Here is a 22,519-nt window from a genome sequence, read left to right as displayed (position 1 = left end):
CTTTCTACGAAAACAGGCGAATTCCTCTTTTTTGTAGCCCCACTATTTTGTACCCGTAGTATCCAGTTAAACTTTAACGCATGTACAAGAAAATGAAAAGAGGCGCGTACAAAACAGGTTGTATGTACATTAAGTGAAAACGTCCGCTATTACGGCATAACGTTCCCTCTTACAGACAAGTTTCCTTCCAACTTTTATCAGCGCGTACATCACTCTTTCGCTTCTATCTCTTCATACGGTTCAAACCAGCCAAAGTTTCGTCCGTAAGTCATATGAACGATCCCTTTTTTGTCTGGATCGACGTAGTTGCGGTATTGATTCATATTTTCATGAAACGTAGAAAGGCGCGTAATTACCTCATAGCCGTCATCCGTATAAACGCGAACTTGATCCTTGTAAATATCGCTCGGTTGCGGGTGAACTTCCGAAAGCGAACGCAGCGTGACCCGCTCGACACGTTCCAGTTGCTTACTCAGTTTCGCTACCGCCGACTCATCAGACCAGCCGCGGAGGAGCGGTCGGTCTACTGTCCCTTTCCACTGCTTGTCCACGATGACTCCGTTGGCCAACACCGGACGCAACTGAGCGTTCCCGTCCTTATCCTTTTTTAACCAAAAGGCAACTCGTGGCCATTCCTCGAACTTAATCGTTACTTTTCCAGGAAAGCGTTTGGTGATTTTAACGTCTTTTACTTGTTCGTTCTGCATTAACTGTTTTTTCGCAGCTTGTGGATCCCACGAAAAAAATTGCTTGCCTTTCTTTAGCGATGCTTGTTTTAACACGTCTGCATCTTTTAACGTGCGGTTGCCGCTAATGTCGATCGTGCTAATTTTGCTGAGCGGCGATTGAAAAAATAACAGCACGAGTAGGGAAAGAAAAAACAACACGATAAACACGAGAGCAAGCCGGTTTGGCCGCCTCTTGTTTTTTTCCTTTTCCCGATAAATAGGCATGGAGTCACGCATACACACCGGCTCCTAATAAAATACTGCATACTCTTCTATTCTAACAAATCTTCACTGCTCACAAAAGGTGTTGCGAAGAAATGTATGTGTCAAGCTTTACTCGACGACCTTACAGGATCAAGGATTTAAAGACCTAAATATGTCATTCCCTAACGTTCACTTGTTGTCCGCCCTTGAGGAGTTAACTCTTCAAGGACGGCGATTAACCACCTTATCCAAATACCCAATAGCACTTGAAGCTGATGCGGCACCTACTTGGATCCTGCCAACTTGAACCCCAATGTGATCCGACTTACCTATTCGCCTCGCATGGCGTTTTAGTTTTTGTGTCACTTGGCGGTTGGGCCAGACAGTTAATAATGCCTGTCTCAACGTCCCATTGGTAACGCCTTGTTGTACTTTGGCGATGGCTTGAGCCCCTTCTTCACTCCAGTACATGCCACGACGTTTCATGCGGTATGCCAGACGTCTCTGGTTCGATTCCATGCATCCCATCCTACGAGCATTTTTTGGCACGTCTGGACTAACCTCACGCCAGTCGCAGAGGATCTCCCAGTGCCCTTCAAGATACTTCTGCATGTTCTCGATACGCTTTTCCTCTCGCTCCGTCTCTGCATTTCCCTGTGCCGTATCAATCACCGCTTTAAACCTATCCTTATTTTTTTCGGATATTGCCTTTTCAATTTGAGGAATGAGCCTTGGCTGGCGGCTCAACCCGCGACGAATACTCCTCTTTACGTGAAAAGGATCCAATTGGCGGACAACCGATGTCGCTTCAGAAAAGGTATTTTGAACGCGTTCCTCAGAGATCCATGAAGCCGCATCCGCATTAGTCGCCACATGTGTATGTGAGAGATCCCAACGATGTCGAATCGCTGCATAACCTATTTCCCAAAAGTCATCCACCGATTCAACGGTAGAAAAGACGTGACGATCTGTTAACGAGACACGCTGTCCGTTTTGCTCCCACCCGGTATAGGCAAGCATATTTTTGATCTCTATTCCTTTGCCTCTCCCTTTGACGTATAAGCCATCTGCTTCGCAATATAAGTGCTTAACGGACGGAGAGTTAGGAATTACCGTATCCTCAAAAATTCGATCCCTTTTTTCAGCATCCATGACAGCTTGAGCTTCACCTGCTTCTTTTACTAAGCGCTGAAACGTCGTATGGCTGATCGTTATACCGGCAAGTTTTTGCGTGACCTCTGAGGCGAGGCGGTAGGTCATTCCCGGCGCTGCAGCTAACTCTGCTCCGAGCATCATAAGGTCTGGGCTGTATCTTTTACGGCGTTTTAAACCGATTGCCTCATCGACAGGGTAATGTGCGTTTCCGTTTCGGTCGTACATCAAGTGGCGTTTATAGGACACTGTCCCAAAAAAACTGGTGAACTCCCGGCTGTCCAATCGCTCACTTTTCCAACCGTATTTTTCCTTGTAATGCGTCGTCATCATCTGATCGAGCTGCTCCAAAAATTCTCCGAACAGATCAGCCATCACTTCCATCAGGCGAATACGTAAGCTTTCCCAAAACGACAACATATCTGTAGACTGTTCCAAGATAGTAGCGATTTCTGGTATAATGGTTTTCAAGGAAGACCTCTCCTTTCGTGGTGGTTAGGAGTACTATTTAGGTCTTCCTTTTCTATATTCTCCCTCCAAATTCCTGCTAAAACCCTTCGAGAGAAATGTTACACATACCGAAGAAATCGAACAAAGATTTTATAAAACTGTTTGTTTTTCAGTACCATTTTTCGCGTTATCTTTATCGCGTTATCGCGGACACGAAATGCCCGCGACTACTTTAACGACTTAGTCACGGGCTGCGCTGACACGCGTTCGATTTTGGCACCTAGCTGTGACAACAAGTTTTCTAACTGCTCGTAGCCGCGGTCGACGTGCTGGATCTCTTGGACGACTGTCGTTCCCTCGGCAGCCAAACCTGCTAATATGAGGGAGGCACCGGCGCGCAAATCGGGCGCCTCGACGTATGCCCCCGATAAATACGGCACGCCGCGCACAAATGCGGACTGTAAGTCGACGACGATATCTGCCCCCATGCGCATCAATTCGTTAACGTGCTTAAACCGTCCGTCAAACACCGTCTCAGAAATAATACTCGTACCGTCGGCAATCGTCATGAGTGCTGTCATTTGCGCCTGCATGTCTGTCGGAAATCCGGGGTGCGGCGCCGTCGCTAGTTTGGCGATTCGCTTAAGCGGACCACTTCGCGCAACGCGCAATGTATCGCCGGTCACCTCAACCTTTGTGCCCGTCTGCCGTAAAAAATGGATGAGCGCTTTTAAATGGTTGGGTTCCACATTTTTAAGCAGCACGCTCCCGCGGGTTATGGCGGCGCCGATACACAGTGTGCCGGCGACGATGCGGTCGGGAATAATCGTGTAAGAGACAGGGTGTAACTCGTGCACCCCGCGCACGGTGATCGTCTCAGTACCAGCCCCTCGAATGCGGGCCCCCATCCGGTTGAGGAAGTTTTGTAGGTCGACGACTTCCGGTTCTTTCGCCGCCCCGACTATTTCCGTAACCCCCTGTGCGAGGGTCGCGGCCATCATGATGTTTTCCGTCGCCCCGACGCTAGGGAAATCGAGAATGACCGTATTACCCGTCAAGCGGCGGGTGTAACACGAAAGCACGCCGTTAACCGCCTGAATCGATGCGCCGAGCGCACGCAAGCCGCGCAAGTGGAGATCGATCGGGCGGGCGCCGATGGCACAGCCCCCAGGTCGCGTCATGCTCACTTCGCGAAAGCGTGCGAGGAGCGGCCCCATAAGAAAGATCGAAGAGCGCATTTGACCCATCAAGTCGTCAGGTATATGCGTTGCGCCGAGCGCCGTTGTATCGATGACGATGCGGTCGCCGAAACGGTTGACGCGTGCCCCTAACGCGCGTAGAATGTCTACCATCACCTTTATGTCGAGCAAGTCGGGGACATCGTCTATTTCGTGCTCCCCGGCGGCGAGAACCGTTGCCGCCAATATAGGGAGCGCCGCATTTTTCGCACCGTGCACGCGGACGGCGCCACACAGTGGACGACCCCCTTCAACGATAAATTGCTCCAAACTTACACCCCCGTTTACTCCTCGCCCACGACTCTCACTTCCGGGTGTAAAACGATGCCGTACGTTTCTAGTACTGTCTTTTGTACATCGCCGATCAGCGTCAAGATGTCAGCCGCTGTCGCCTTACCGTTGTTCACGATAAAATTCGCGTGCAGCGTAGACACTTCGGCATCTCCGACGCGATAACCTTTTAAGCCCGCAGCTTCGATCAAGCGCCCGGCATGATCGCCAGGGGGATTGCGGAACACACTTCCGGCACACGGGTGGTTCAGCGGTTGCGTCCGATTGCGCCGCTGTTTAAACGCGCGCACGTCAGCCATAATTTGTGCAGGGTTCCCTTTTTTTAGAGCAAATGTCGCTTCCGCCACGACTCCGTGCACGTGCTCTTGTAACGCGGTCGTACGGTAGCGAAAGTTTAAGTCAGCCGCTGACAGCGTCTTGAAAGAACCGTCTTCGAGAATCACTTCTGCCGACACGAGCGTCCGCGACACGTCGGAACCGTGAGCGCCCGCGTTCATAAACACCGCCCCGCCGACGTTTCCCGGAATGCCGCTCGCAAATTCCAAACCGGAGAGACCTGCTTTTGCCGTCTTGCCCGCCAAGCGGACGAAGGAGTACCCCCCTCCGGCCGTTACTCTCGTCCCCTCGATCGTCAGGTGATCCAACCCTTCCCCGACTTTGATGACAGCGCCGCGAATGCCGTTATCGCGCACTAATAGGTTAGAACCGCGTCCGATCGCGTGCCACGGAATACCTTCCCGGTGGAGCACGGTCATCGTCTGCTGCAGCTCGCGCTTGCTTTTCGGATATACAAACAAGTCGGCCGAACCGCCGACCCGCCACGTCGTATACTTTACGAGCGGTTCGTCGGTTAGTACGTGCGAGACACCCGCTTGCTGTAATTGTCGTTTAATGGTTTGCATCGGCTGGAACCTCCATCTTCTCTACCGGTTGTGCGATATTTGGCGACGTATAACATAGTTTATGCCCGCTGCTTTTAGAACGTGACAATCGCCCAACTGCGTTAGCGGGCGTAGCGGGAAATGTTCAATAAAATACCGACTGCGACAAGTGTGAGCGTGAGCGAGGAGCCGCCGTAACTTAAAAAAGGTAACGTAATCCCGGTCACCGGCAGCATCCCGGTAACGACACCGATATTCATCAACGCCTGAATGCCGATCATCCCGGTAATTCCGACCGCCATGAGTGTCCCCGGCAAATCCGGCGCGCGAAAGGCGATATGCACGCCGCGCCAGACGACAATGAGAAAGAGGACGACGACCGTTGCTGCTCCGATAAAACCGAGCTCCTCCGCCGTTACCGAAAAGATAAAGTCCGTCTGTGGCTCAGGCAAGTACAAATGTTTTTGTTTACTTAAGCCGTAGCCAACCCCCATTAAGCGGCCCGGGCCAATCGCAAACAGTGACTGGATGATCTGGTATCCCGAACCGAGCCGATCTTGCCACGGATCGAGAAACGCAGTAATGCGGTCGATCCGATACGGTGCCGAAGCGACGAGCGCAGTAAAACCCGCCAAGCCTAAAGCAACCATCGCCATTAAGTGCTTGATGCGCATCCCGGCGACAAAAATAATCAACATACCGGTCGCAAACAAAACGGTCCCCGTCCCTAAGTCGGGTTGCGCCATAATGAGTCCAAACGCTGCGGCTAAAAGCGCGAGCGGCGGCAATAATCCAGTCGTGAACCGGGTTAAGTTTTGTTTGCGGGTAGGTAGCCAATGCGCTAAAAAGACGATCAGCGCTAATTTTGTAAACTCGGATGGTTGAATGCTGAACGCGCCGAGGCCGAGCCAACTGCGCGCCCCGTTGCGCAAAATACCGGCGCCGGGAATGAGCACGACGGCGAGTAAGACGAAACAAGCAATGAGACCGGTGCGCGACCATTTCTGCCACGTGTCGTAATCGAGGCGCGCCAGCCACAACATTAAAAACACGCCCAATACGGCAAACAGCAGCTGCCGTTTTGCGTAGTAGAGCGAGTCGTCAAACTTGTGGTAAGAAAGCACGGCGCTTGCGCTGTACACCATCAGCACGCCCACGCACAATAGTAGCCAGACGGCAGCAGTCAGCCACGGATCTGCCGCCCCTCTGTCCTTCGCCATAACAAGGCCCCCTTCACCGGGTGAACGTCCTTGTTACAAGCTATGCACGGCTTGTTTAAAAATACCTCCCCGCTCTTCAAAAGAAGCAAATTGATCCCAACTGGCACAAGCCGGCGAAAGGAGCACGACGTCGGAAGTGCGAGCCATGCCCCGCGCCTTGACGACGGCATCGCGCAAATGTGCGGCCGCGGCGACAACTGGTACTCCCGCTTCGCGTCCCCGCTGCGCTAACACGTCCCGCACTTGTCCGTAAACGACTAATCCGTGCAGCCGTTCCTTAAACAGCGGCACGAGTTCGCGAAAATCGATGCCGCGGTCCAGACCACCGGCGATTAGTACGACGGGCGCCGTAAACGATTCGAGGGCGCGTGCGAGCGCAACCGGATTCGTCGCTTTCGAGTCATTGTAATAGCGGACGCCATCGAGCTCCCGCACGAACTCGAGCCGGTGTTCGATGCCCGGGAACTGGCGCAAGACGTCGGCAATCGCCGCTGTCTGAACGCCACACGCTTTGGCGATCGCCACCGCAGCTAAGGCATTCTCCAAGTTGTGTTGTCCGATGAGGGCAATTTCGGCGACAGGTACGATTTGCTCTGTCTGACCCACCTTCCCGTGGAAGCAAATCCAGCCATCTCTGACATCGGTGCCGACAGCCACCTCTTGCGTACGCGAAAACCGCCACACGCGGCTCTTCGCCTCGGCCGCAAGGCGCATACTGTGCGCGCAGTCGGCATTGACGATCGCAATCTCGTCCGCCGTCTGATTGCTGAGCAGCTTTTGCTTTGACTGGACGTAGTCGTCCATCGTCTCGTGATAGTCCAAATGAGCAGGAATAATGTTCAGTAGCGCCGCCACGCGCGGACGAAACGCCACCGTCCCTTTCAATTGAAAGCTGCTCAGTTCGGCTACGAGCCAAGACGAGCGGTCGAGGGAGGCAGCGACGTCAGTGAGTGCCCGCCCGATGTTGCCGGCGACGACATTCGGCACTTTTCCCGCCGCGAGCATTTGCCCCACTAACGTCGTTGTCGTCGTCTTTCCGTTGGAGCCAGTAATACCGACGAACGGCGCTTTGCTCAAGCGGTAGGCGATCTCCACCTCGGTCACGATCGGCAAGTTAAGAGCAATCGCTGCTTGTACCGGCACGACGCGGTACGGAATACCCGGGTTTTTGACGACGAGGTCAAGGCTGTCGTTTACGATGCCTTCCGGGTGACCGCCACAGACGACGCGGATCCCGAGCGCTTCCAGAACAGCTGCTTCCGGCGCTTCCTCGCGCGGTTTCCGGTCGTTCACTGTCACGTGTGCGCCGAGGCGGTGCAACAACTTCGCCACGGCGACGCCACTTTTAGCCAACCCGAGCACGAGCACGCGTTTACCTGTCCACGCGGTGGGATCGCGAGGGGCATCGCGCAACGTTCCATCCATTACATTCTCACCCCAATCCACAGCAAGCCGAGCGCGGCAAATAGGAATCCGATCGACCAGAACGTCGTTACGACGCGCCATTCTGACCACCCGACGAGCTCAAAGTGGTGATGAATCGGGCTCATGCGGAAAATGCGTTTACCGCGCAGTTTGAACGACAGCACCTGCAGCATAACGGATAGTGTCTCGATCACGAACACGCCGCCTATGACGACGAGCGCTAGCTCCGTCTTCGTGAGTACGGCCGCCATGGCCAAGCCGCCGCCGAGGGCGAGCGAGCCGGTGTCACCCATAAAGACGCGCGCCGGATGCGCGTTAAAGACGAGAAAACCGAGCAGGGCGCCGATCACTGCGACCGAGAACAGCGTGACCGTATAGTTGCTGTAGTACAGCCCGATAAGCGCAAAAGCGCCGAAGGCGATCGATGCGGTCCCCGACAGTAAGCCGTCGATTCCGTCGGTCAAGTTAGTGGCATTCGTCGAAGCTAACATAATGAGAATGAGGAACGGCAAGTAGAGCCATCCGAGGTCGACAGACCAATTCGTGCCGGGCACGTGGAGCGTCGTCGACAGACCGCTTTGGACGAGTACCCAGTACAACACGCCAGCGATGACGAGTTGCCCAAACAGTTTTTGTTTCGCAGTCAGCCCGAGGTTCCGCTTGTAGGCTACTTTAATAAAATCGTCCAAAAAACCGAGCAAGCCGTAGCCGAGCGTTGCAAACAGAAGCATAAACAGTTCCACATTGCGCGGGGCGAACGTCACACTGACTAGCGTTAAAGACAACAAAAAAATGATGCCGCCCATCGTCGGCGTACCCGCTTTTTTGTAGTGCGCTTTCGGACCTTCTTCGCGAATTTCTTGCCCAAATTTCATTCGCTTCAAGACGGGAATGAACAACGGCGCAATAATGACGGTCATTAAAAAAGCAACGATAATCGGAATAACAATTTCTCTAATTTCCATACAAAAACTCCCCCTTTCTATCGCGATGTAGCCGGATTGCACAGCTGCTTCACGACTCGTTCGAGTGCCATACCGCGCGACGCTTTCACGAGCAACGCAGCACGCGCACTTTGTAACTCGCTGATCGCGTGGATCGCTTCGTCTACTGTATCAAAATGCGCAATCATCGTCGAATCTCCCTTTGCCTCTTTCGCCGCATCGTAAATCCAGCGACCGCGCATACCGACGGTAAACAGGCGATCCACGCCTCTGTCACACGCGTAGGCGCCAAGTTCGCGGTGCAACGCTTCTTCGTGTGCCCCGAGTTCAAATATATCGCCGAGTAACGCCCATTTTTCCTCTTTCCCCGGCAGGCCGACTAACGTGTCGATCGCCGCCCGCACGGCGGTCGGATTCGCGTTATACGAATCGTCGATGACCCACATGCCACTCGTACTTTCCACTAACTGCAGCCTCCCGCCGCTAGTGCTCGCCGTCCTGAGCCCTTCCTGCAGCGCCTCGCGCGTCACGCCCATATAGCGTCCGACGGCTAAGGCGAGTAACGCGTTACGCACGTTGTGCGCGCCGAGTAGCGGCAGCTCATAGTGACAGCCGTCACTCGTCGTGAAGCGCGTCCCACGCGTACCTAACGTCTCCAGCTCTCGCGCCGTCCATGCGAAACCGCCGCCCTGTTTTTGGGTACCTGCGCCAAAACGTCTCCTCTCATTCGTTATAGGAGCTTCTCCATAAGCTGTCCCCGCGTCGGACTCCACCGTCTCCTCTGTCTCCTCTGTCTCGGAAGCTGACACCTTCGACTGCTCTTCTAGACCGACTTTATAGACAGGGTTCTTGAGCTCCGCCGTCTCTTCCGGCAACAAGTCGTCATCGCCGTTAATAAAGAGTACGCCACCAGCCGCCAACCCATCCACGATTTCTAACTTCGCGCGCGCAATCCCCCGCCGCTCGCCCAAAAACTCGATGTGGGCATCGCCGATATTCGTAATGACGGCGATGTCGGGTTCCGCCAGTCGCGAGAGCAAGGAGATTTCGCCCGGGTGATTCATCCCCATCTCTAACACAGCGACGTCTGTCTCCTCCGGCATCGCAAGTATTGTGAGGGGCAACCCGATGTGGTTGTTTAAGTTGCCCGCTGTCTTATGTACGTTAAACGTCGTACGTAAGACGGCGGCGAGTAAATCTTTCGTCGTCGTCTTCCCGTTCGAACCGGTAACGGCCACGATACGCGCGTCGGTATGACGCCGATACGCGTGAGCGAGCTTCTGCAAGGCGCGGAGTGTGTCGCCGACGTAAACGACTGGACATCCGAGCGGCACGTCAACTGCGGTGTGGTCGGACTGACAGACGACCGCTGCCGCTCCCGCCTGTACCGCTTGCTCGATAAAGGCGTGTCCGTCGAACCGTTCCCCGACGATCGGAATGTACAAGTTCCCCGGGGCGAGTGTGCGCGTATCGGTCGAGACGCCGTCAATGGTCACCTCTCTGCCGTTAGCGCCCGTAGCGTCCGTAGCGTCCGTAGCACCGTTGGCGCCCCCTTCGCTACCGTAAGTGCCCCCCGTGCGATCGCTAATGCCCGCTTCGTTATTGTGACTATCTCCCCCGCCACTGTAAGTGCCTACCCCGCGTACGTCCGTTACTTCCTCACCTAGCCATGTCACTACTTGATCAAAAGTCGTCCGCATCTGTCTACTCAATCCTCTCTCTTTCCTTTGCGAACCCGTTCGCCGCAATTGCCGCGCGCGCCACCGAACGGTCGTCAAAATCGTACCGTTTGCCGTTAATTTCTTGATACGTTTCGTGCCCTTTACCAGCGATTAGCACGACGTCGCCCGGCTCCGCAGCGTCAATCGCAAATTGAATAGCCTCGCGCCGATCGATAATTTCCGTGAAGCGTGCACGGTCGACGCCGCTGACGCCATCCACCATATCTTGCAAAATGCGCTCCGGATCTTCCGTGCGCGGATTGTCGGACGTCAACACGGCAACGTCACTGTGCTGCACAGCGATTTGTGCCATGAGCGGGCGTTTTGCACGGTCGCGGTCGCCGCCGCAGCCGACGACACAGTAAACGCGTCCGCTCACAAATTCTTGCACCGTCTTCAGCACATTTTCTAAACTGTCCGGTGTGTGGGCATAATCGACGAGCACGGTGAACGGTTGCCCCGCGTTGACGCGTTCAAACCGTCCGTCGACACCCGCGACCTGTTCGAGACTGTCCTTAATAACAGTGAACGGTACACCTTCCAGCAAGCAGGTCGCAAGGGCAGCGAGTGCGTTGTACACACTGAACTTGCCTGTCAACTGCAGGTCGAGGTGCCCGTTACCGCGGAATGTCTCCACATCAAAAGAAACACCTTGTCCGCTAAAGCGAATGTTCGTCGCCCGCACGTCAGCCGCTTGGTCAATCCCGTATGTAACAACTTGCGCCGCTGTCCGCTTCAACAAATAATCGCTCGCCGCATCGTCGGCGTTTAACACAGCGTACGCTGCCTGCTTACAGCTGTAAGTGTTCCCTAACTGAGTAAACAAAAGCTCTTTTGCCGCTAGGTAGTTTTCCATCGTCTCGTGGTAGTCGAGGTGATCCTGGGTCAAGTTTGTAAAGACAGCGGTACGAAACTGGCACCCGCGCACGCGACCGAGATCGAGCGCGTGCGAAGAAACTTCCATCGCCACGTAATCAGCGCCCTCTCTGTGCATGTCGTGCAAATAACGTTGCAAATCGAGTGCTTCCGGTGTCGTGTTTTTCATTTCTACGACTTGATCGCCGATGCGTCGGTTAATTGTGCCAATTAACCCCGCCTTTTTTCCCCACGCTGTCATTATATGATAAATAAGGTGAGTGGTTGTTGTCTTTCCGTTCGTTCCTGTTACGCCAATGAGCTTAAATTTATTGCTTGGAAAATCGAAAAAGCGGCTGCTAATGACAGCCATCGCTCGTCGCGTATCTGGAACGACAAGTTGCGGCACGTCTACGGCTAGTTTCTCTTCGACGACGAGCGCCACCGCCCCTTGTGCCACCGCTTGTGCGGCAAAATCGTGCCCGTCGACCGTAAAACCGCGCAAACAAATGAACAAGTCGCCGGCAGACACTTTCCGCGAATCACACGCGATGTTTTCTATTTTTATATCTTGCTCGCCCACTACGTGCACGGGGACAAGCCATTCGCTGATGTCAGACAGTCGCACCAAACATCTCCCCCTAAGAAAAATAAACAAAAACCGTTGTTGTATGGGCACTAGAACCATTGTTGTATGGCACTAGCTTTTTTATGCAGCTTTAGCCCGCATTATTTCCAGCGACTCGGCGTGCAACACACAGTCAAAATCGAAATGCCAGGTTTCCCTGGCACACGTAAACCTCTCTTATTTTACCACATCTTAAAGACGCGCGTCTTATACAATCTTTTGCAAAAATAGTACGACCGTCACGGCGTTTCCTCACCTAAGTAAACGCGGATTGTCGCACCTTGTTTCACCCGCGTACCGGGAGCAGGCGACTGTTCTACGACGCGGTTGCCCTTCCCGACCGCGTGCAGTTGGAAACTGTACAGGCTAGTTTGCAGTTCGCTCGGTTTTAAGTTCACTAAGTTTGGCACTTCCACTAACGGCTGCTCCGGATAAAGCACTTCCGGCTCCAATTGGTCTTTGCGCGGTTTTACGCCTAAGCTACGTAAGCTATCGGCCATGATGCGCTTGACGATCGGCGCGGACACGACCCCGCCGAACTGTACGCCTTGCGGGTTGTCGACCGCGACGTAGACGACGAGCTCTGGGTCGTCGGCTGGCGCGAACCCGACGAATGACACGATGTGGTTGTTTTCTAAGTAGCGTCCGTTTGGCCCAACTTTTTGCGCTGTTCCCGTCTTGCCGCCCATGCGGTATCCGTCGATAAAGGCACGCCGCCCTGTCCCTTGCGCGACGACACTTTCTAGCGCGTGGCGCACTTTCGCTGACGTCTCTTCGGAAATGACGCGTTTTTTCTGCGCTAATTGCACGCGTTCAACCGTTTTCCCCGTCTCCGGATGAACCCATTCTTTGGCCACGTGCGGTTGCACCTTTTTACCGCCGTTTACGGCAGAGGAGACGGCGGCGACTTGTTGTAGCGGTGTCACCGACACACCTTGCCCGAAAGATGTCGTGCCTAATTCTACCGGGCCGACTTGTTCCGGTTTAAACAGAATGCCAGTCGCCTCTCCCGGTAAGTCAATCCCCGTCTTGTCGCCAAACCCGAAGGCGCGAATGTACTTGAACAGCTTCTCCTCGCCGAGTACTTGCCCCATTTTCACGAACCCGGGGTTACACGAATTTTGCACGACCTCGAGCATTGTCTCTGACCCGTGCCCACCGCGCCGCCAGCAGTGCAAATGCACACCGCTCACTTCGATATACCCAGGGTCGTGAAAGTGGTCGTCAAGCGAGATCGCTTTTTCTTCCAGCGCCGCAGCCAGAGTAATTATTTTAAACGTCGAACCGGGTTCATACGTACGCCAAATCGGCGTGTTTCGATTGTAAATGTCTGGGTCGTAATCGCGAAACTTTTCCGGATTGTACGTCGGGCGGCTCGCCATCGCCAGTACTTCACCTGTCTTCGGATCCATAGCGATCGCGATGATGCCTTCCGGTTGGAATTGTGCCTGTGCCTGATCCAATTCGCGCTCCATAATTGCTTGCAACTCGGCGTCGATCGTCGTCTTCAGCGTTAACCCGTCCTTTGGCGGGGTAAAGCGCTCGATGCCACCAGGTATTTTCTCCCCGCTCGCCTTCGCTTCAAACGACACGTGACCGCGCGTCCCGCGCATTTTTTTGTCGTACACACTTTCTAAGCCGCTAAGCCCTTGGTTGTCGATGCCGGTAAAACCGAGCACGTGCGCCGCGAACGCCCCTTTCGGATAGTGCCGCTTACTGTCTTCAGCAATGTACACGCCAGGCAAATCGCGCGTGTAAATCTCGCGCGCAAGCTTTTCCGATATTTTACGCCCTTCTGGTGTGATGCGAACGATGTACTCTTTTTTAGTCAACTGTTTATATATTTTTTTTGCATCGGCCTGTAAAACAGTTGCGAGTGTTTCCGCTGTCTGCTTCGGGTCTTTCACTTGACTCGGGACAGCCATAACGGAAGGGGCAGAAATGTTATACGCCAACCGTTTGCCGTGCCGATCGAGAATTTCCCCGCGCTTCCCTTCGAACGGAATGTTGCGCGACCACAAATCGTCCGCTTGCTCCGCCAGCCACTCGCCTTGTACGAGTTGCACATAAGCGAGACGACCGACCAGGGCGGCGAAAAATAACACCGCCACACAAAACGTAAAAAAAATGCGTTTCCTAACAGTTACGGTAGAAAATCGCATGCTCGTTCTCCCCCTAGCTACCAGCTAAAATAAGGTGTTCCTTCTTACAAACACCCTATTCACCTTGTCCGCCTATTAGAACAAAGCGGCCGTGCAACACGGTAGAGCAAGGCGGCCGCGCAACGCGGTAGAGCAAGGCGGTAGCGCGGGACGGCCACAACATGCGTAGCTCTCACTCAGGTGGCCGCCTCAGTGCACTGCTGGCAACGTCTAGCCGCACCCGGTGTCATCTCGCGGTTTCGTCGCACGAAAGGCGGGCAACGCGTCCGCGCTTCTTCGCGGAGCGGGACACGTTGCAGTTGGCTACTTGCTAGGGGCGGGCTGCTATGTTAATTGTCTTCTTCGTCTGCTCAGTGATCGGCTCCATTAGATTCGGCCCCGCTCCCATCGGTCGACTGAGTCGCCGGATCGCCAGCCGCATCAGCTTCGTTCTCCTCCTCGCCTTGTGCCGTGCGATCTTGAGTGGCTTCATTAGGTGTCTTTTTTCTTCTGTCTGGCGCTTTACCTGGCTTTAGCACCAGTTTGACTTCCTTCACATCGAATAGACGCTCACCCGGTGCGATACTTTGTGCGTACACATACCCTTCCCCTTCGAGCTGGACATCGAGCCCGAGCATGTCACACAACGCCCATGCTTCTCGCATCGACAACGAGCGTAAATCGGGCATCGGCACGGCGGACGCCTTTTCTGTTAACAAGTATACCGTTTGCTCCGCGTCGACTTTCCCCGGTTGCGGCAGTTGGTCGATGACCCGTTCACCTGCACCGAGGACGACAGTGTGGAGCGATTGATCGGCTAACGTTCGCTCAGCTGTAACAGCCGAGGCATCGACGAGATTCGGCAACGTGATACGCATCTGTTCAGTTTCGTTTATTTTGGTAGCATCACGTTCTTCCTCCGGATCGCTTTTCTCATTTTTCTCCACATGTAAGAGTGGCAAAATTTGCGCGAGCATGTCACCAGCCATCGGCGCTACGGACTGCCCGCCTGTCGCATCTCGACTTACTGGCTCATCGACGGCGAGTAAAAGGACGACTTCCGGGTCGTCGACGGGAGCGAAGCCGACGAAAGAAACGTATGAGTATGGTGAGTCGTACTTCGTTGCCGTTCCGGTTTTACCGCCGATGCTGTACCCCGGTACTTGCGCCGCGCGTCCCGTCCCTTTCTTACCGGCGACGACACTGTGCAATAGATCGCGCACTTGCCGCGACGTTTCTTCGGAGATGACGTGCTTGCGCGTAACGGACGGTTCCCGTTTTTCCACGACTTCCCCTGTCTCTGCATCGCGTACTTCTTTAATTAACTGTGGCCGATAGAGCGTGCCTCCATTGATTGCCGCCGAGGTAGCCGTTATGAGTTGGATGGGCGTCACCGCAAAGCCGTGTCCGTAAGAGGTCGTCGCGCGTTCAATATCGCCTAATTTGTCCGGGTTAGGGAGCAAACCTTTTGCTTCCGGCAGTTCAATCCCTGTCGGGGTGCCTTCGACCGCTTTCCCGTACTTGCCGAAACCGAAGCGTTCGATGTAGCGATCCATTTCTTTGCCTAACTGTTGCTCTAGCTTCACAAATAAAACGTTACTGGACAACTGGACGCCCTCAGCGTAACTGATCGTTCCCCAACCGTTTCGGTCCCAGTCGTATAACATCTGGTCAGAGACTTTGATCTTGCCCGACTTAAAGCGTTCATCCGGATGAAACTTCCCTTCCTCGATCGCCGCTGCGAGCATCAGCGTCTTGAATGTCGAACCCGGTTCAAACGCACTTTCTGTCGCAAAGTTCGTCAGTTGTTTTTCGGTCGCGTCGTAAAAAGCGTTTGGGTCGAAGGTCGGTCGATTGGCCAGTGCCAAAATATCTCCGTTCTTCGGGTTCATGATGATGGCGGTAGCACCTTTGAACGTTTGCGTCTTCACTGCTTGATCCAGCACGTTCTCGATGACTTTCTGCAAGCGCCAATCGATCGTTAACACGATATCTTTACCCGGTTTGGGCGGTTTAAACAATTTATCGCGGTTCGGCACAGCAGTCCCACCGCCGTCTTGGCTGAAATGGAGTTCCCCCGATTTCCCGTGAAGTTCATCGTTGAACGTCGCCTCCACACCTTTGATCGGGTTACTTTCGTTGTTTAAAAACCCGAGCACGTGGGCGGCTAGCGTGCCGTCTAAATACAGCCGTTTCGTCGTCGGAATTGCGTGTACGCCCGGAATATTTAAAGCGATCACTTTGTCTTTCACTTCTTCGGTTATTTTATAACTATAACCGGACGTTTTTAGTTCAACTTGTTCGACGTCTTTTTGTGACAGCCGCTTAACGAGATCTTTTTTTTCCATTTTTAAAAGTGGAGCCAACTTTTCCGCCGCCTGTTTTGGTGTCACCGCCCCTTGGCGAAATGTCGGCAAATAAACCGCGATCGTAAAAGCTGGGCCGTCCATTGCCAGCAATTTGTTGTTGCGGTCTAATATGTTGCCGCGCTTCGGTTTTAACACTTCTTCTCGTTCCCACATCTGTTTCGCCCGTTTCGTGTATTCCTCGGCTTTTACCCCTTGGATCCAAAATAGGCGCAGGACGATGACGGTCAATAAGACGGTGAGAACCAACCCGATAAGTAGTGAACGCAAGCGGGCTTCTTTCGTAGGACGCCTCATGATCGGTTCTCTCCCTACTCAATTAATCATTCTTTATTCGCCTAACGTTTGTTTGCGTACGCGGTTTGGGTCTTCTTTAAGTCCCATCTTTTCCGCTTCGCGTTTGATCCGTTCGGGATCTTTTAGTTCCGTTATTTTTAACTGCAAGGAGCTGTTTTTCTCATCCATCTTCGTAACTTGTCGTTCGACTGCGTGTACTTGCTGGTTAATCTCTGACAGTTTCACGTGCTGCATAATGATAAAGGTGGCAATAACCGCAAACAGGAGTACCGTCCCTAAGTACAACAGTTTTTCCTTCGGCGGGAGTCCCCTGCGGCGAATGAATGTCCGCTTCACCTGTCGCTGCTTCGGTTTTCTTCCGAGAGTCGTGGCGAGATTTCCGTAGTTCCGCAACTTACTCCACCTCCATTTACTCGACCATTTTTTCGGCCACCCGCAATTTGGCTGACCGCGCCCGTGGATTATATGTCAATTCCTGCGTCGACGCCTTGACAGGTTTGCGGGTTACCAGTTTGAGCGAGCGCTCGTTCCCACAGACGCAGACCGGAAAATCCGGGGGGCACGTACACGTCTCTGCTTCCCGTTTAAACATTTGCTTGACGATACGATCCTCTAACGAGTGAAACGTAATGACGGCGATGCGCCCACCGCGGGCAGTGCGTGCAATCGCTGCGGCTAGACCTTGTTCTAGGGCGCCGAGCTCGTCGTTCACGGCGATGCGAATCGCCTGAAAGGTACGTTTCGCCGGATGGGGTCCTTCGCGCCGCGCGGGGGCGGGAATCGCCTCTTTTATAATCGCTGCTAGCTGCACGGTCCTTTCAATCGGCTGCGCGGCCCGACTTTGTACAATTGCCCGGGCAATTTTTTGCGCAAACCGCTCTTCGCCGTACGTGCGAATCATGCGGGCTAACGCCTTTGTGTCCCACGCGTTCACGACGTCGTACGCTGTTAGCGACTGGGAACGGTCCATGCGCATATCGAGCGGGGCGTCGTGGTGGTAACTAAAGCCGCGCGACGCCTCGTCTAATTGCGGCGAGGAGACCCCGATATCAAAAAGCACACCATCTACTTTCTCAATGCGCAAGTCGTCTAACACGTCAGCTAAATGGCGGAAGTTGCTGCGCACGAAGTGCTTGCGGCACGGGTATGGCGCTAACCGTGTCGTTGCTGCGGCGAGCGCTGTGTCGTCTTGGTCGAGGCCGACGAGCGTTCCTGTCGGGCCGAGTGCCTCGGCGATGCGTGCACTGTGCCCGCCACCGCCTAGCGTACAATCGACGTAGGTCCCATCCTCACGAATGTGTAGCCCAGTCATTGTTTCCTCCAACAACACGGGAATATGTCGAAATTCGTCACTCACGTCTGTTCAGTCCTTTTTAGGCTTCCTCTACTACCCCTCTTACAAATCGAAATCGACGATCTTTTCGGCAATATCGTTAAACGATTGTTCCGAGGCGGCAAAATAGTTTTCCCAAATGTGCTTGTCCCAAACCTCTACTCGGTTAGATACGCCGATCACGACGCACTCCTTGCTCAGTTTGGCGTATGTGCGCAAATTAAGAGGCAAGTGGATACGCCCTTGCTTGTCCAATCCGACTTCAGTCGCACCGGAGAAGAAAAAACGCGTAAAAGCTCTCGCATCACTGCGCGTAAACGGCAGTGTTTTCAGTTTCTGCTCAAGCTGGGTCCATTCTGTTGCAGGGTAAACGAAAAGGCAGTTGTCTAAGCCACGCGTCACAACGAACGTCTCACCTAAGTCGTCGCGAAACTTAGCCGGGATAATGATACGCCCTTTATCGTCGATCGTGTGGCGATATTCTCCCATGAACATACCAATCGTCCCCCTTCCCCCCACTATCCCCCACTTTCCACCACACTTATAGTATACAACAACGACAAAAAAAATCCTGCACAAATGTGCAGGAAATTTTTACAGGGGATTGCTTGCTATAAACTCCTTGACCAATGCCAAAGCGCCTTCTCAAATGATTTCATGCGTTAAAATGTGCATAAATAGCTTCATTCACAAAGTATGCGCCGAGTTTCGCTGTTCTCTCATCAATATCTAGGGATGGGTTCACTTCACAAATATCAAAAGAGGTTGCTTTTGCGTCGCCCATGACCAACTGAATGATCTTTCTCGTAATAAGTGGATCGATCCCAAATGGTGTCGTTGCACTCACACCAGGCGCGTATGCTGTATTCAGTACATCGGTACACAATGTTAAATAGACCGCATCGTTTGCATCGATAAAATGACGTAATTGTTCTCGTATCGTCGTCCAATTGTGAACGGCTACTTCCTCTGCTTCTAGCACCTTCACGTCGTGACTTGCAGCAGTTTCATACAGTGCGATCGTATTGCCGAAGGGCTGAATGCCGAGGGCAAAATAAGATGCATGAAGGTCTTGTTCTTTAATTTGTAAAAACATCGTCCCAGAAGAGCGTTGTTTATCGTATGGCCTCATGTCGAAATGGGCGTCGATATTAATGATGCCGAGCTTCGCATCTGGACCGAGCGCTTCACGCACACCTAAATAGTGTCCGTACGTCGTTTCATGTCCCCCACCGAGTACGATGACGAGCCCGTCTTCTTTCAGCACATTCGCAACGGCTTGCCCTAGTTGCTCTTGTGCGCGTTCTAAGTCTGTTCCGATGCACGCAAGATTGCCGTAGTCTTCGATCGACACGCCACGCAATTTCCACGGAATACTCGACAATTGACGACGGATAGCATTCGGTGCTTCTTTCGCGCCGAGGCGACCGCAATTCCGTCGTACCCCTTCATCACTTTCGAAGCCGATCAGTTGTACGAATGATGGTTGCCGTCGTTCTCGGTTGACGACTTGATGGTATCGAAAAGCCGATCGATCCGTCGTACTATCCCTTCGTCCTTCCCAACAAAATGCTGTTCCAGACATGGCTTTCATCGCCTCCGACTATAACGTTAGATTCCCTTGAGTTTCCTCACGCAGTCACTGTATGTTAGCCCTCACTTCATTAAATGCGCCTCCTTATACGACTTTTACGCCTTCTTTCCAAACAGATGCGACGTGATTGACGCCGAATAAATATTGTAATTCTTGATACGACTGGACATCCCATAAAACGATGTCGCCTTTTTTGCCGACTTCGATCGAGCCGACTTCGTCTTCCATTTGAATGGCACATGCACCGTTGTATGTCGCCGCTGTTAACGCTTCTGCTGGCGTCATACGCATCAAAATGCACGCTAAGTTCATGACGAGTGGCAGCGACGTCGTCGGTGACGAACCTGGGTTGTTGTCCGTTGAAATCGCTACTGCGACTCCTGCGTCGATCATTTTACGTCCTCGCGCCGCATCTTCGCGTAAGTAAAGCGCTGTCGCTGGGAGTAAGCATGCAATGACATTCGCTGCTGCCATCGCTTTAATCCCTTCGTCTGACGCTTTCAATAAATGTTCTGCAGATACAGCTTCCACTTTCGCCGCGAGTTCTGCACCGCCGTACGATTCGATTTCGTCCGCGTGAATTTTCGGCACGAGGCCTAATCGTTTACCCGCTTCTAAAATGCGTTCCGACTGATCAGGTGTAAACACATCTTTTTCACAAAAGACATCGTTAAATTTCGCTAATTTTTCTTCTGCGACGATCGGTAACATATCGTCGATAACGTGTTGGACGAATACCTCTTCGCGTCCTTTATACTCCGGTGGCACCGCGTGTGCCCCCATAAATGTCGGCACGAGGTCGATCGGGTGTTCTTTTTGCAACTCTTGCATGACGCGAAGCTGTTTCAATTCTGTTTCCCAGTTCATGCCGTATCCACTTTTACTTTCTACTGTCGTTACCCCATGTTTTAAAAATGAATCGAGACGGCGCTTCGTTTGAGCGATCAGCTCTTCTTCTGTCGCTTCACGCGTCATGCGAGTCGTCGCGTGAATGCCCCCGCCTTCGTTCATAATTTCCATATACGTCGCACCTTGTAAACGACGTTCAAATTCATGCGCACGGCTTCCACCGAAAACGACGTGCGTATGCGCATCGACGAGTCCCGGTGTGACGAGTCGCCCCTCGGCGTCGACGACTTCATCCGTGTCCGCCTCGTAACGGGAGGCGAGTTCATCTGTCGTCCCGACATCGCGAATTTTGCCGTCTTCAACGTACACTGCCCCATTTTCGATAATGTTTAATTGTGACATTTGCTCTTTTTTGCGTGGGCCTTTCGTACCTGATGCGAGGGTTGCAAGTTGTGATGCGTTTTTAATGAATAGTGTTGTCATCGTTTATCTTCCTCATTGCTCAAGCATAGGCATGCGTATGCGACGCTCTTTCGCAACTTCGATGGCACGCTCATATCCTGCATCCGCGTGACGAATCACACCCATTCCCGGATCAGAAATTAACACGCGTTCAATACGCTGTCTCGCTTCATCTGAACCGTCGGCGACGAGCACTTGACCCGCATGTAATGAGTAACCCATCCCCACTCCACCGCCGTGGTGAACACTCACCCAGCTCGCTCCACCTGCTGTATTGATGAGGGCGTTTAAGATCGGCCAGTCTGCGATCGCATCTGAACCGTCTTTCATCGCTTCTGTCTCACGGTTCGGTGAGGCGACTGACCCTGAGTCTAAATGGTCGCGACCGAAGACGATCGGCGCGGAAATGTCGCCGCTTGCGACCATTTCGTTGACGCGGCTCGCGAATTTATGTCGCTCGCCGTAACCGAGCCAGAAAATACGTGACGGTAGACCTTGCCATTTGACCACTGCTTGTGCCATGTCGATCCAGTTGACGAGGGCTTCGTCGTGACCGAACATTTCTTTCGCTAGTGCGTCTGTTTTGTAAATATCCTCTGGATCGCCGGAAAGTGCTGCCCAACGGAAAGGGCCTTTTCCTTCACAGAAAAGTGGACGTAAGTAGGCGGGAACAAACCCCGGGAAGTCGAAGGCGTTTTCAACACCCATTTCTTTCGCGTATTTACGGATGTTGTTCCCGTAGTCAAATGTTTCTGCACCTTTCCCTTGGAAGGCGAGCATCGCTTGTACATGTACAGCCATGGACTCTTTTGCTTTACGCTCGTATGTCGCTGGATCTGATTTGCGTAATTCAAGTGCTGCTTCAAAGGTCATGCCGTGTGGCACGTATCCGTTCAACGGGTCGTGCGCACTCGTTTGGTCTGTGACGATGTCTGGAATGATGTTGCGTTTTAACATTTCTGGGTATACTGCAGCACAGTTGCCAACGAGACCGATCGATGCAGGCGTTCCTTCTTTGCGGAACTTATCGACCATTGCTAACGCTTCGTCTAAGTTTTCGGCGATGTAGTCGCAGTAACCTTCCTCGATTTTACGTTCGATCCGGCGACGGTCGACTTCTACAACTAAGATGACTGCTTTCGCCATTTTACCTGCTAGTGGTTGAGCGCCACTCATACCGCCCATTCCACCTGTGACGATTAATTTGCCTGTTAAGTCTGGCGTTCCAAACACTTTTTTACCTGCTTCAACGAAACTTAAGTACGTGCCTTGTAGAATACCTTGTGCTCCGATGTAAATCCAGCTTCCCGCTGTCATTTGACCGTACATCATTAGGCCCTTTTCTTCAAGGTCATAAAATGTATCCCAGTTCGCCCACGCTGGAACAATGTTTGAGTTCGCCAGTAAGACGCGTGGTGCCATCTCATGGGTACGGAATACGCCGACAGGTTTGCCTGACTGAACGAGTAATGTTTCGTCGTTTTCCAATTCCTTTAATGACGCGACAATCGCATCGTACGCTGCCCAGTTGCGCGCTGCTTTCCCGATTCCACCGTAAACGACTAGGTTGTCCGGATCTTCTGCGACTTCTGGATCTAAGTTGTTCATGAGCATGCGAAGGGCTGCTTCTTGCTGCCAACCTTTACAAGTTAATTGATTGCCTCGAGGTGCGCGAATGACGCGTTTTTCTGCACTATTTGTCATAGTAAACATCCTCCTTGTCGATCAATTAATCGGTTT

At 53.0% G+C, this 22,519-nt stretch carries 17 protein-coding genes; all 17 read right to left on the bottom strand.

Features of this window, described 5'->3' with window-relative positions; all coding sequences use genetic code 11:
• Positions 1-209 precede the first annotated feature (209 nt).
• Positions 210-965, bottom strand: coding sequence for a cell division protein FtsQ/DivIB (locus BN1247_RS05420; RefSeq protein ID WP_054949479.1), 756 nt, complete (start codon positions 963-965; stop codon positions 210-212).
• A 189-nt stretch (positions 966-1,154) separates the two neighbouring features.
• Positions 1,155-2,504: an ISLre2 family transposase gene (locus BN1247_RS05415; protein WP_187119684.1), complete on the bottom strand. Its 1,350-nt coding sequence runs from the start codon at positions 2,502-2,504 to the stop codon at positions 1,155-1,157.
• Positions 2,505-2,761: 257 nt separating this feature from the next.
• Positions 2,762-4,042, bottom strand: coding sequence for a UDP-N-acetylglucosamine 1-carboxyvinyltransferase (murA, locus tag BN1247_RS05410; protein WP_054949478.1), 1,281 nt, complete (start codon positions 4,040-4,042; stop codon positions 2,762-2,764).
• A 14-nt stretch (positions 4,043-4,056) separates the two neighbouring features.
• Positions 4,057-4,965, bottom strand: a complete 909-nt coding sequence (gene murB, locus BN1247_RS05405) for a UDP-N-acetylmuramate dehydrogenase (RefSeq protein ID WP_054949477.1) — start codon at positions 4,963-4,965, stop codon at positions 4,057-4,059.
• Between the two features lie 101 nt (positions 4,966-5,066).
• On the bottom strand, positions 5,067-6,164 hold the full coding sequence (gene spoVE, locus BN1247_RS05400) for a stage V sporulation protein E (protein ID WP_054949476.1): 1,098 nt from the start codon (positions 6,162-6,164) through the stop codon (positions 5,067-5,069).
• Between the two features lie 33 nt (positions 6,165-6,197).
• Positions 6,198-7,589 carry a UDP-N-acetylmuramoyl-L-alanine--D-glutamate ligase gene (gene murD / locus BN1247_RS05395; RefSeq protein ID WP_054949475.1) on the bottom strand — a complete coding sequence of 464 codons (1,392 nt, stop codon included), beginning with the start codon at positions 7,587-7,589 and terminating at the stop codon, positions 6,198-6,200.
• Positions 7,589-8,554 (bottom strand): phospho-N-acetylmuramoyl-pentapeptide-transferase, encoded by a 966-nt coding sequence (gene mraY, locus BN1247_RS05390; protein WP_054949474.1) that lies wholly within the window; start codon positions 8,552-8,554, stop codon positions 7,589-7,591. The genes murD and mraY overlap by 1 nt, the downstream gene beginning before the upstream one ends.
• Positions 8,555-8,571: 17 nt before the next feature.
• Positions 8,572-10,245 carry a UDP-N-acetylmuramoyl-tripeptide--D-alanyl-D-alanine ligase gene (locus BN1247_RS05385; RefSeq protein ID WP_147675188.1) on the bottom strand — a complete coding sequence of 558 codons (1,674 nt, stop codon included), beginning with the start codon at positions 10,243-10,245 and terminating at the stop codon, positions 8,572-8,574.
• A complete protein-coding gene (locus tag BN1247_RS05380; RefSeq protein WP_054951506.1) occupies positions 10,238-11,737 on the bottom strand; it encodes a UDP-N-acetylmuramoyl-L-alanyl-D-glutamate--2,6-diaminopimelate ligase in 1,500 nt (499 codons plus the stop codon). The genes BN1247_RS05385 and BN1247_RS05380 overlap by 8 nt, the downstream gene beginning before the upstream one ends.
• A gap of 239 nt (positions 11,738-11,976) precedes the next feature.
• Positions 11,977-13,899 (bottom strand): stage V sporulation protein D, encoded by a 1,923-nt coding sequence (locus BN1247_RS05375; RefSeq protein ID WP_054949472.1) that lies wholly within the window; start codon positions 13,897-13,899, stop codon positions 11,977-11,979.
• A 350-nt stretch (positions 13,900-14,249) separates the two neighbouring features.
• Complete coding sequence (locus BN1247_RS05370) at positions 14,250-16,541, bottom strand: PASTA domain-containing penicillin-binding protein (RefSeq protein ID WP_054949471.1); 2,292 nt, start codon at positions 16,539-16,541, stop codon at positions 14,250-14,252.
• Positions 16,542-16,574: 33 nt separating this feature from the next.
• Positions 16,575-16,934 (bottom strand): cell division protein FtsL, encoded by a 360-nt coding sequence (gene ftsL, locus BN1247_RS05365; RefSeq protein ID WP_054949470.1) that lies wholly within the window; start codon positions 16,932-16,934, stop codon positions 16,575-16,577.
• Positions 16,935-16,950: 16 nt separating this feature from the next.
• Positions 16,951-17,898 (bottom strand): 16S rRNA (cytosine(1402)-N(4))-methyltransferase RsmH, encoded by a 948-nt coding sequence (gene rsmH, locus BN1247_RS05360; protein ID WP_074011054.1) that lies wholly within the window; start codon positions 17,896-17,898, stop codon positions 16,951-16,953.
• 39 nt (positions 17,899-17,937) lie between these two features.
• Positions 17,938-18,369: a division/cell wall cluster transcriptional repressor MraZ gene (gene mraZ / locus BN1247_RS05355; RefSeq protein ID WP_054949468.1), complete on the bottom strand. Its 432-nt coding sequence runs from the start codon at positions 18,367-18,369 to the stop codon at positions 17,938-17,940.
• Positions 18,370-18,529: 160 nt separating this feature from the next.
• Positions 18,530-19,459 (bottom strand): formimidoylglutamase, encoded by a 930-nt coding sequence (gene hutG, locus BN1247_RS05350; RefSeq protein ID WP_390622029.1) that lies wholly within the window; start codon positions 19,457-19,459, stop codon positions 18,530-18,532.
• A 93-nt stretch (positions 19,460-19,552) separates the two neighbouring features.
• Positions 19,553-20,800: an imidazolonepropionase gene (gene hutI, locus BN1247_RS05345; protein ID WP_054949466.1), complete on the bottom strand. Its 1,248-nt coding sequence runs from the start codon at positions 20,798-20,800 to the stop codon at positions 19,553-19,555.
• A gap of 12 nt (positions 20,801-20,812) precedes the next feature.
• On the bottom strand, positions 20,813-22,483 hold the full coding sequence (gene hutU, locus BN1247_RS05340; RefSeq protein ID WP_054949465.1) for a urocanate hydratase: 1,671 nt from the start codon (positions 22,481-22,483) through the stop codon (positions 20,813-20,815).
• Positions 22,484-22,519: the final 36 nt, after the last annotated feature.

The organism is Numidum massiliense (assembly GCF_001375555.1).
GTDB classification, from domain to species: Bacteria; Bacillota; Bacilli; order Thermoactinomycetales; family Novibacillaceae; genus Numidum; species Numidum massiliense.
Note: the sequence above shows the minus strand (reverse complement) of the source record. Positions and strands in the feature narration are given on the sequence as shown.

Excerpts from the sequence above, each read along its gene's own strand:
- BN1247_RS05420 (WP_054949479.1), bottom strand. The coding sequence starts at position 965 with ATGCGTGACTCCATGCCTATTTATCGGGAAAAGGAAAAAAACAAGAGG.
- BN1247_RS05415 (WP_187119684.1), bottom strand. The coding sequence starts at position 2,504 with ATGTTGTCGTTTTGGGAAAGCTTACGTATTCGCCTGATGGAAGTGATG.
- murB (WP_054949477.1), bottom strand. The coding sequence starts at position 4,965 with ATGCAAACCATTAAACGACAATTACAGCAAGCGGGTGTCTCGCACGTA.
- spoVE (WP_054949476.1), bottom strand. The coding sequence starts at position 6,164 with ATGGCGAAGGACAGAGGGGCGGCAGATCCGTGGCTGACTGCTGCCGTC.
- murD (WP_054949475.1), bottom strand. The coding sequence starts at position 7,589 with ATGGATGGAACGTTGCGCGATGCCCCTCGCGATCCCACCGCGTGGACA.
- mraY (WP_054949474.1), bottom strand. The coding sequence starts at position 8,554 with ATGGAAATTAGAGAAATTGTTATTCCGATTATCGTTGCTTTTTTAATG.
- BN1247_RS05375 (WP_054949472.1), bottom strand. The coding sequence starts at position 13,899 with ATGCGATTTTCTACCGTAACTGTTAGGAAACGCATTTTTTTTACGTTT.
- BN1247_RS05370 (WP_054949471.1), bottom strand. The coding sequence starts at position 16,541 with ATGAGGCGTCCTACGAAAGAAGCCCGCTTGCGTTCACTACTTATCGGG.
- mraZ (WP_054949468.1), bottom strand. The coding sequence starts at position 18,369 with ATGTTCATGGGAGAATATCGCCACACGATCGACGATAAAGGGCGTATC.
- hutG (WP_390622029.1), bottom strand. The coding sequence starts at position 19,459 with ATGTCTGGAACAGCATTTTGTTGGGAAGGACGAAGGGATAGTACGACG.
- hutI (WP_054949466.1), bottom strand. The coding sequence starts at position 20,800 with ATGACAACACTATTCATTAAAAACGCATCACAACTTGCAACCCTCGCA.
- hutU (WP_054949465.1), bottom strand. The coding sequence starts at position 22,483 with ATGACAAATAGTGCAGAAAAACGCGTCATTCGCGCACCTCGAGGCAAT.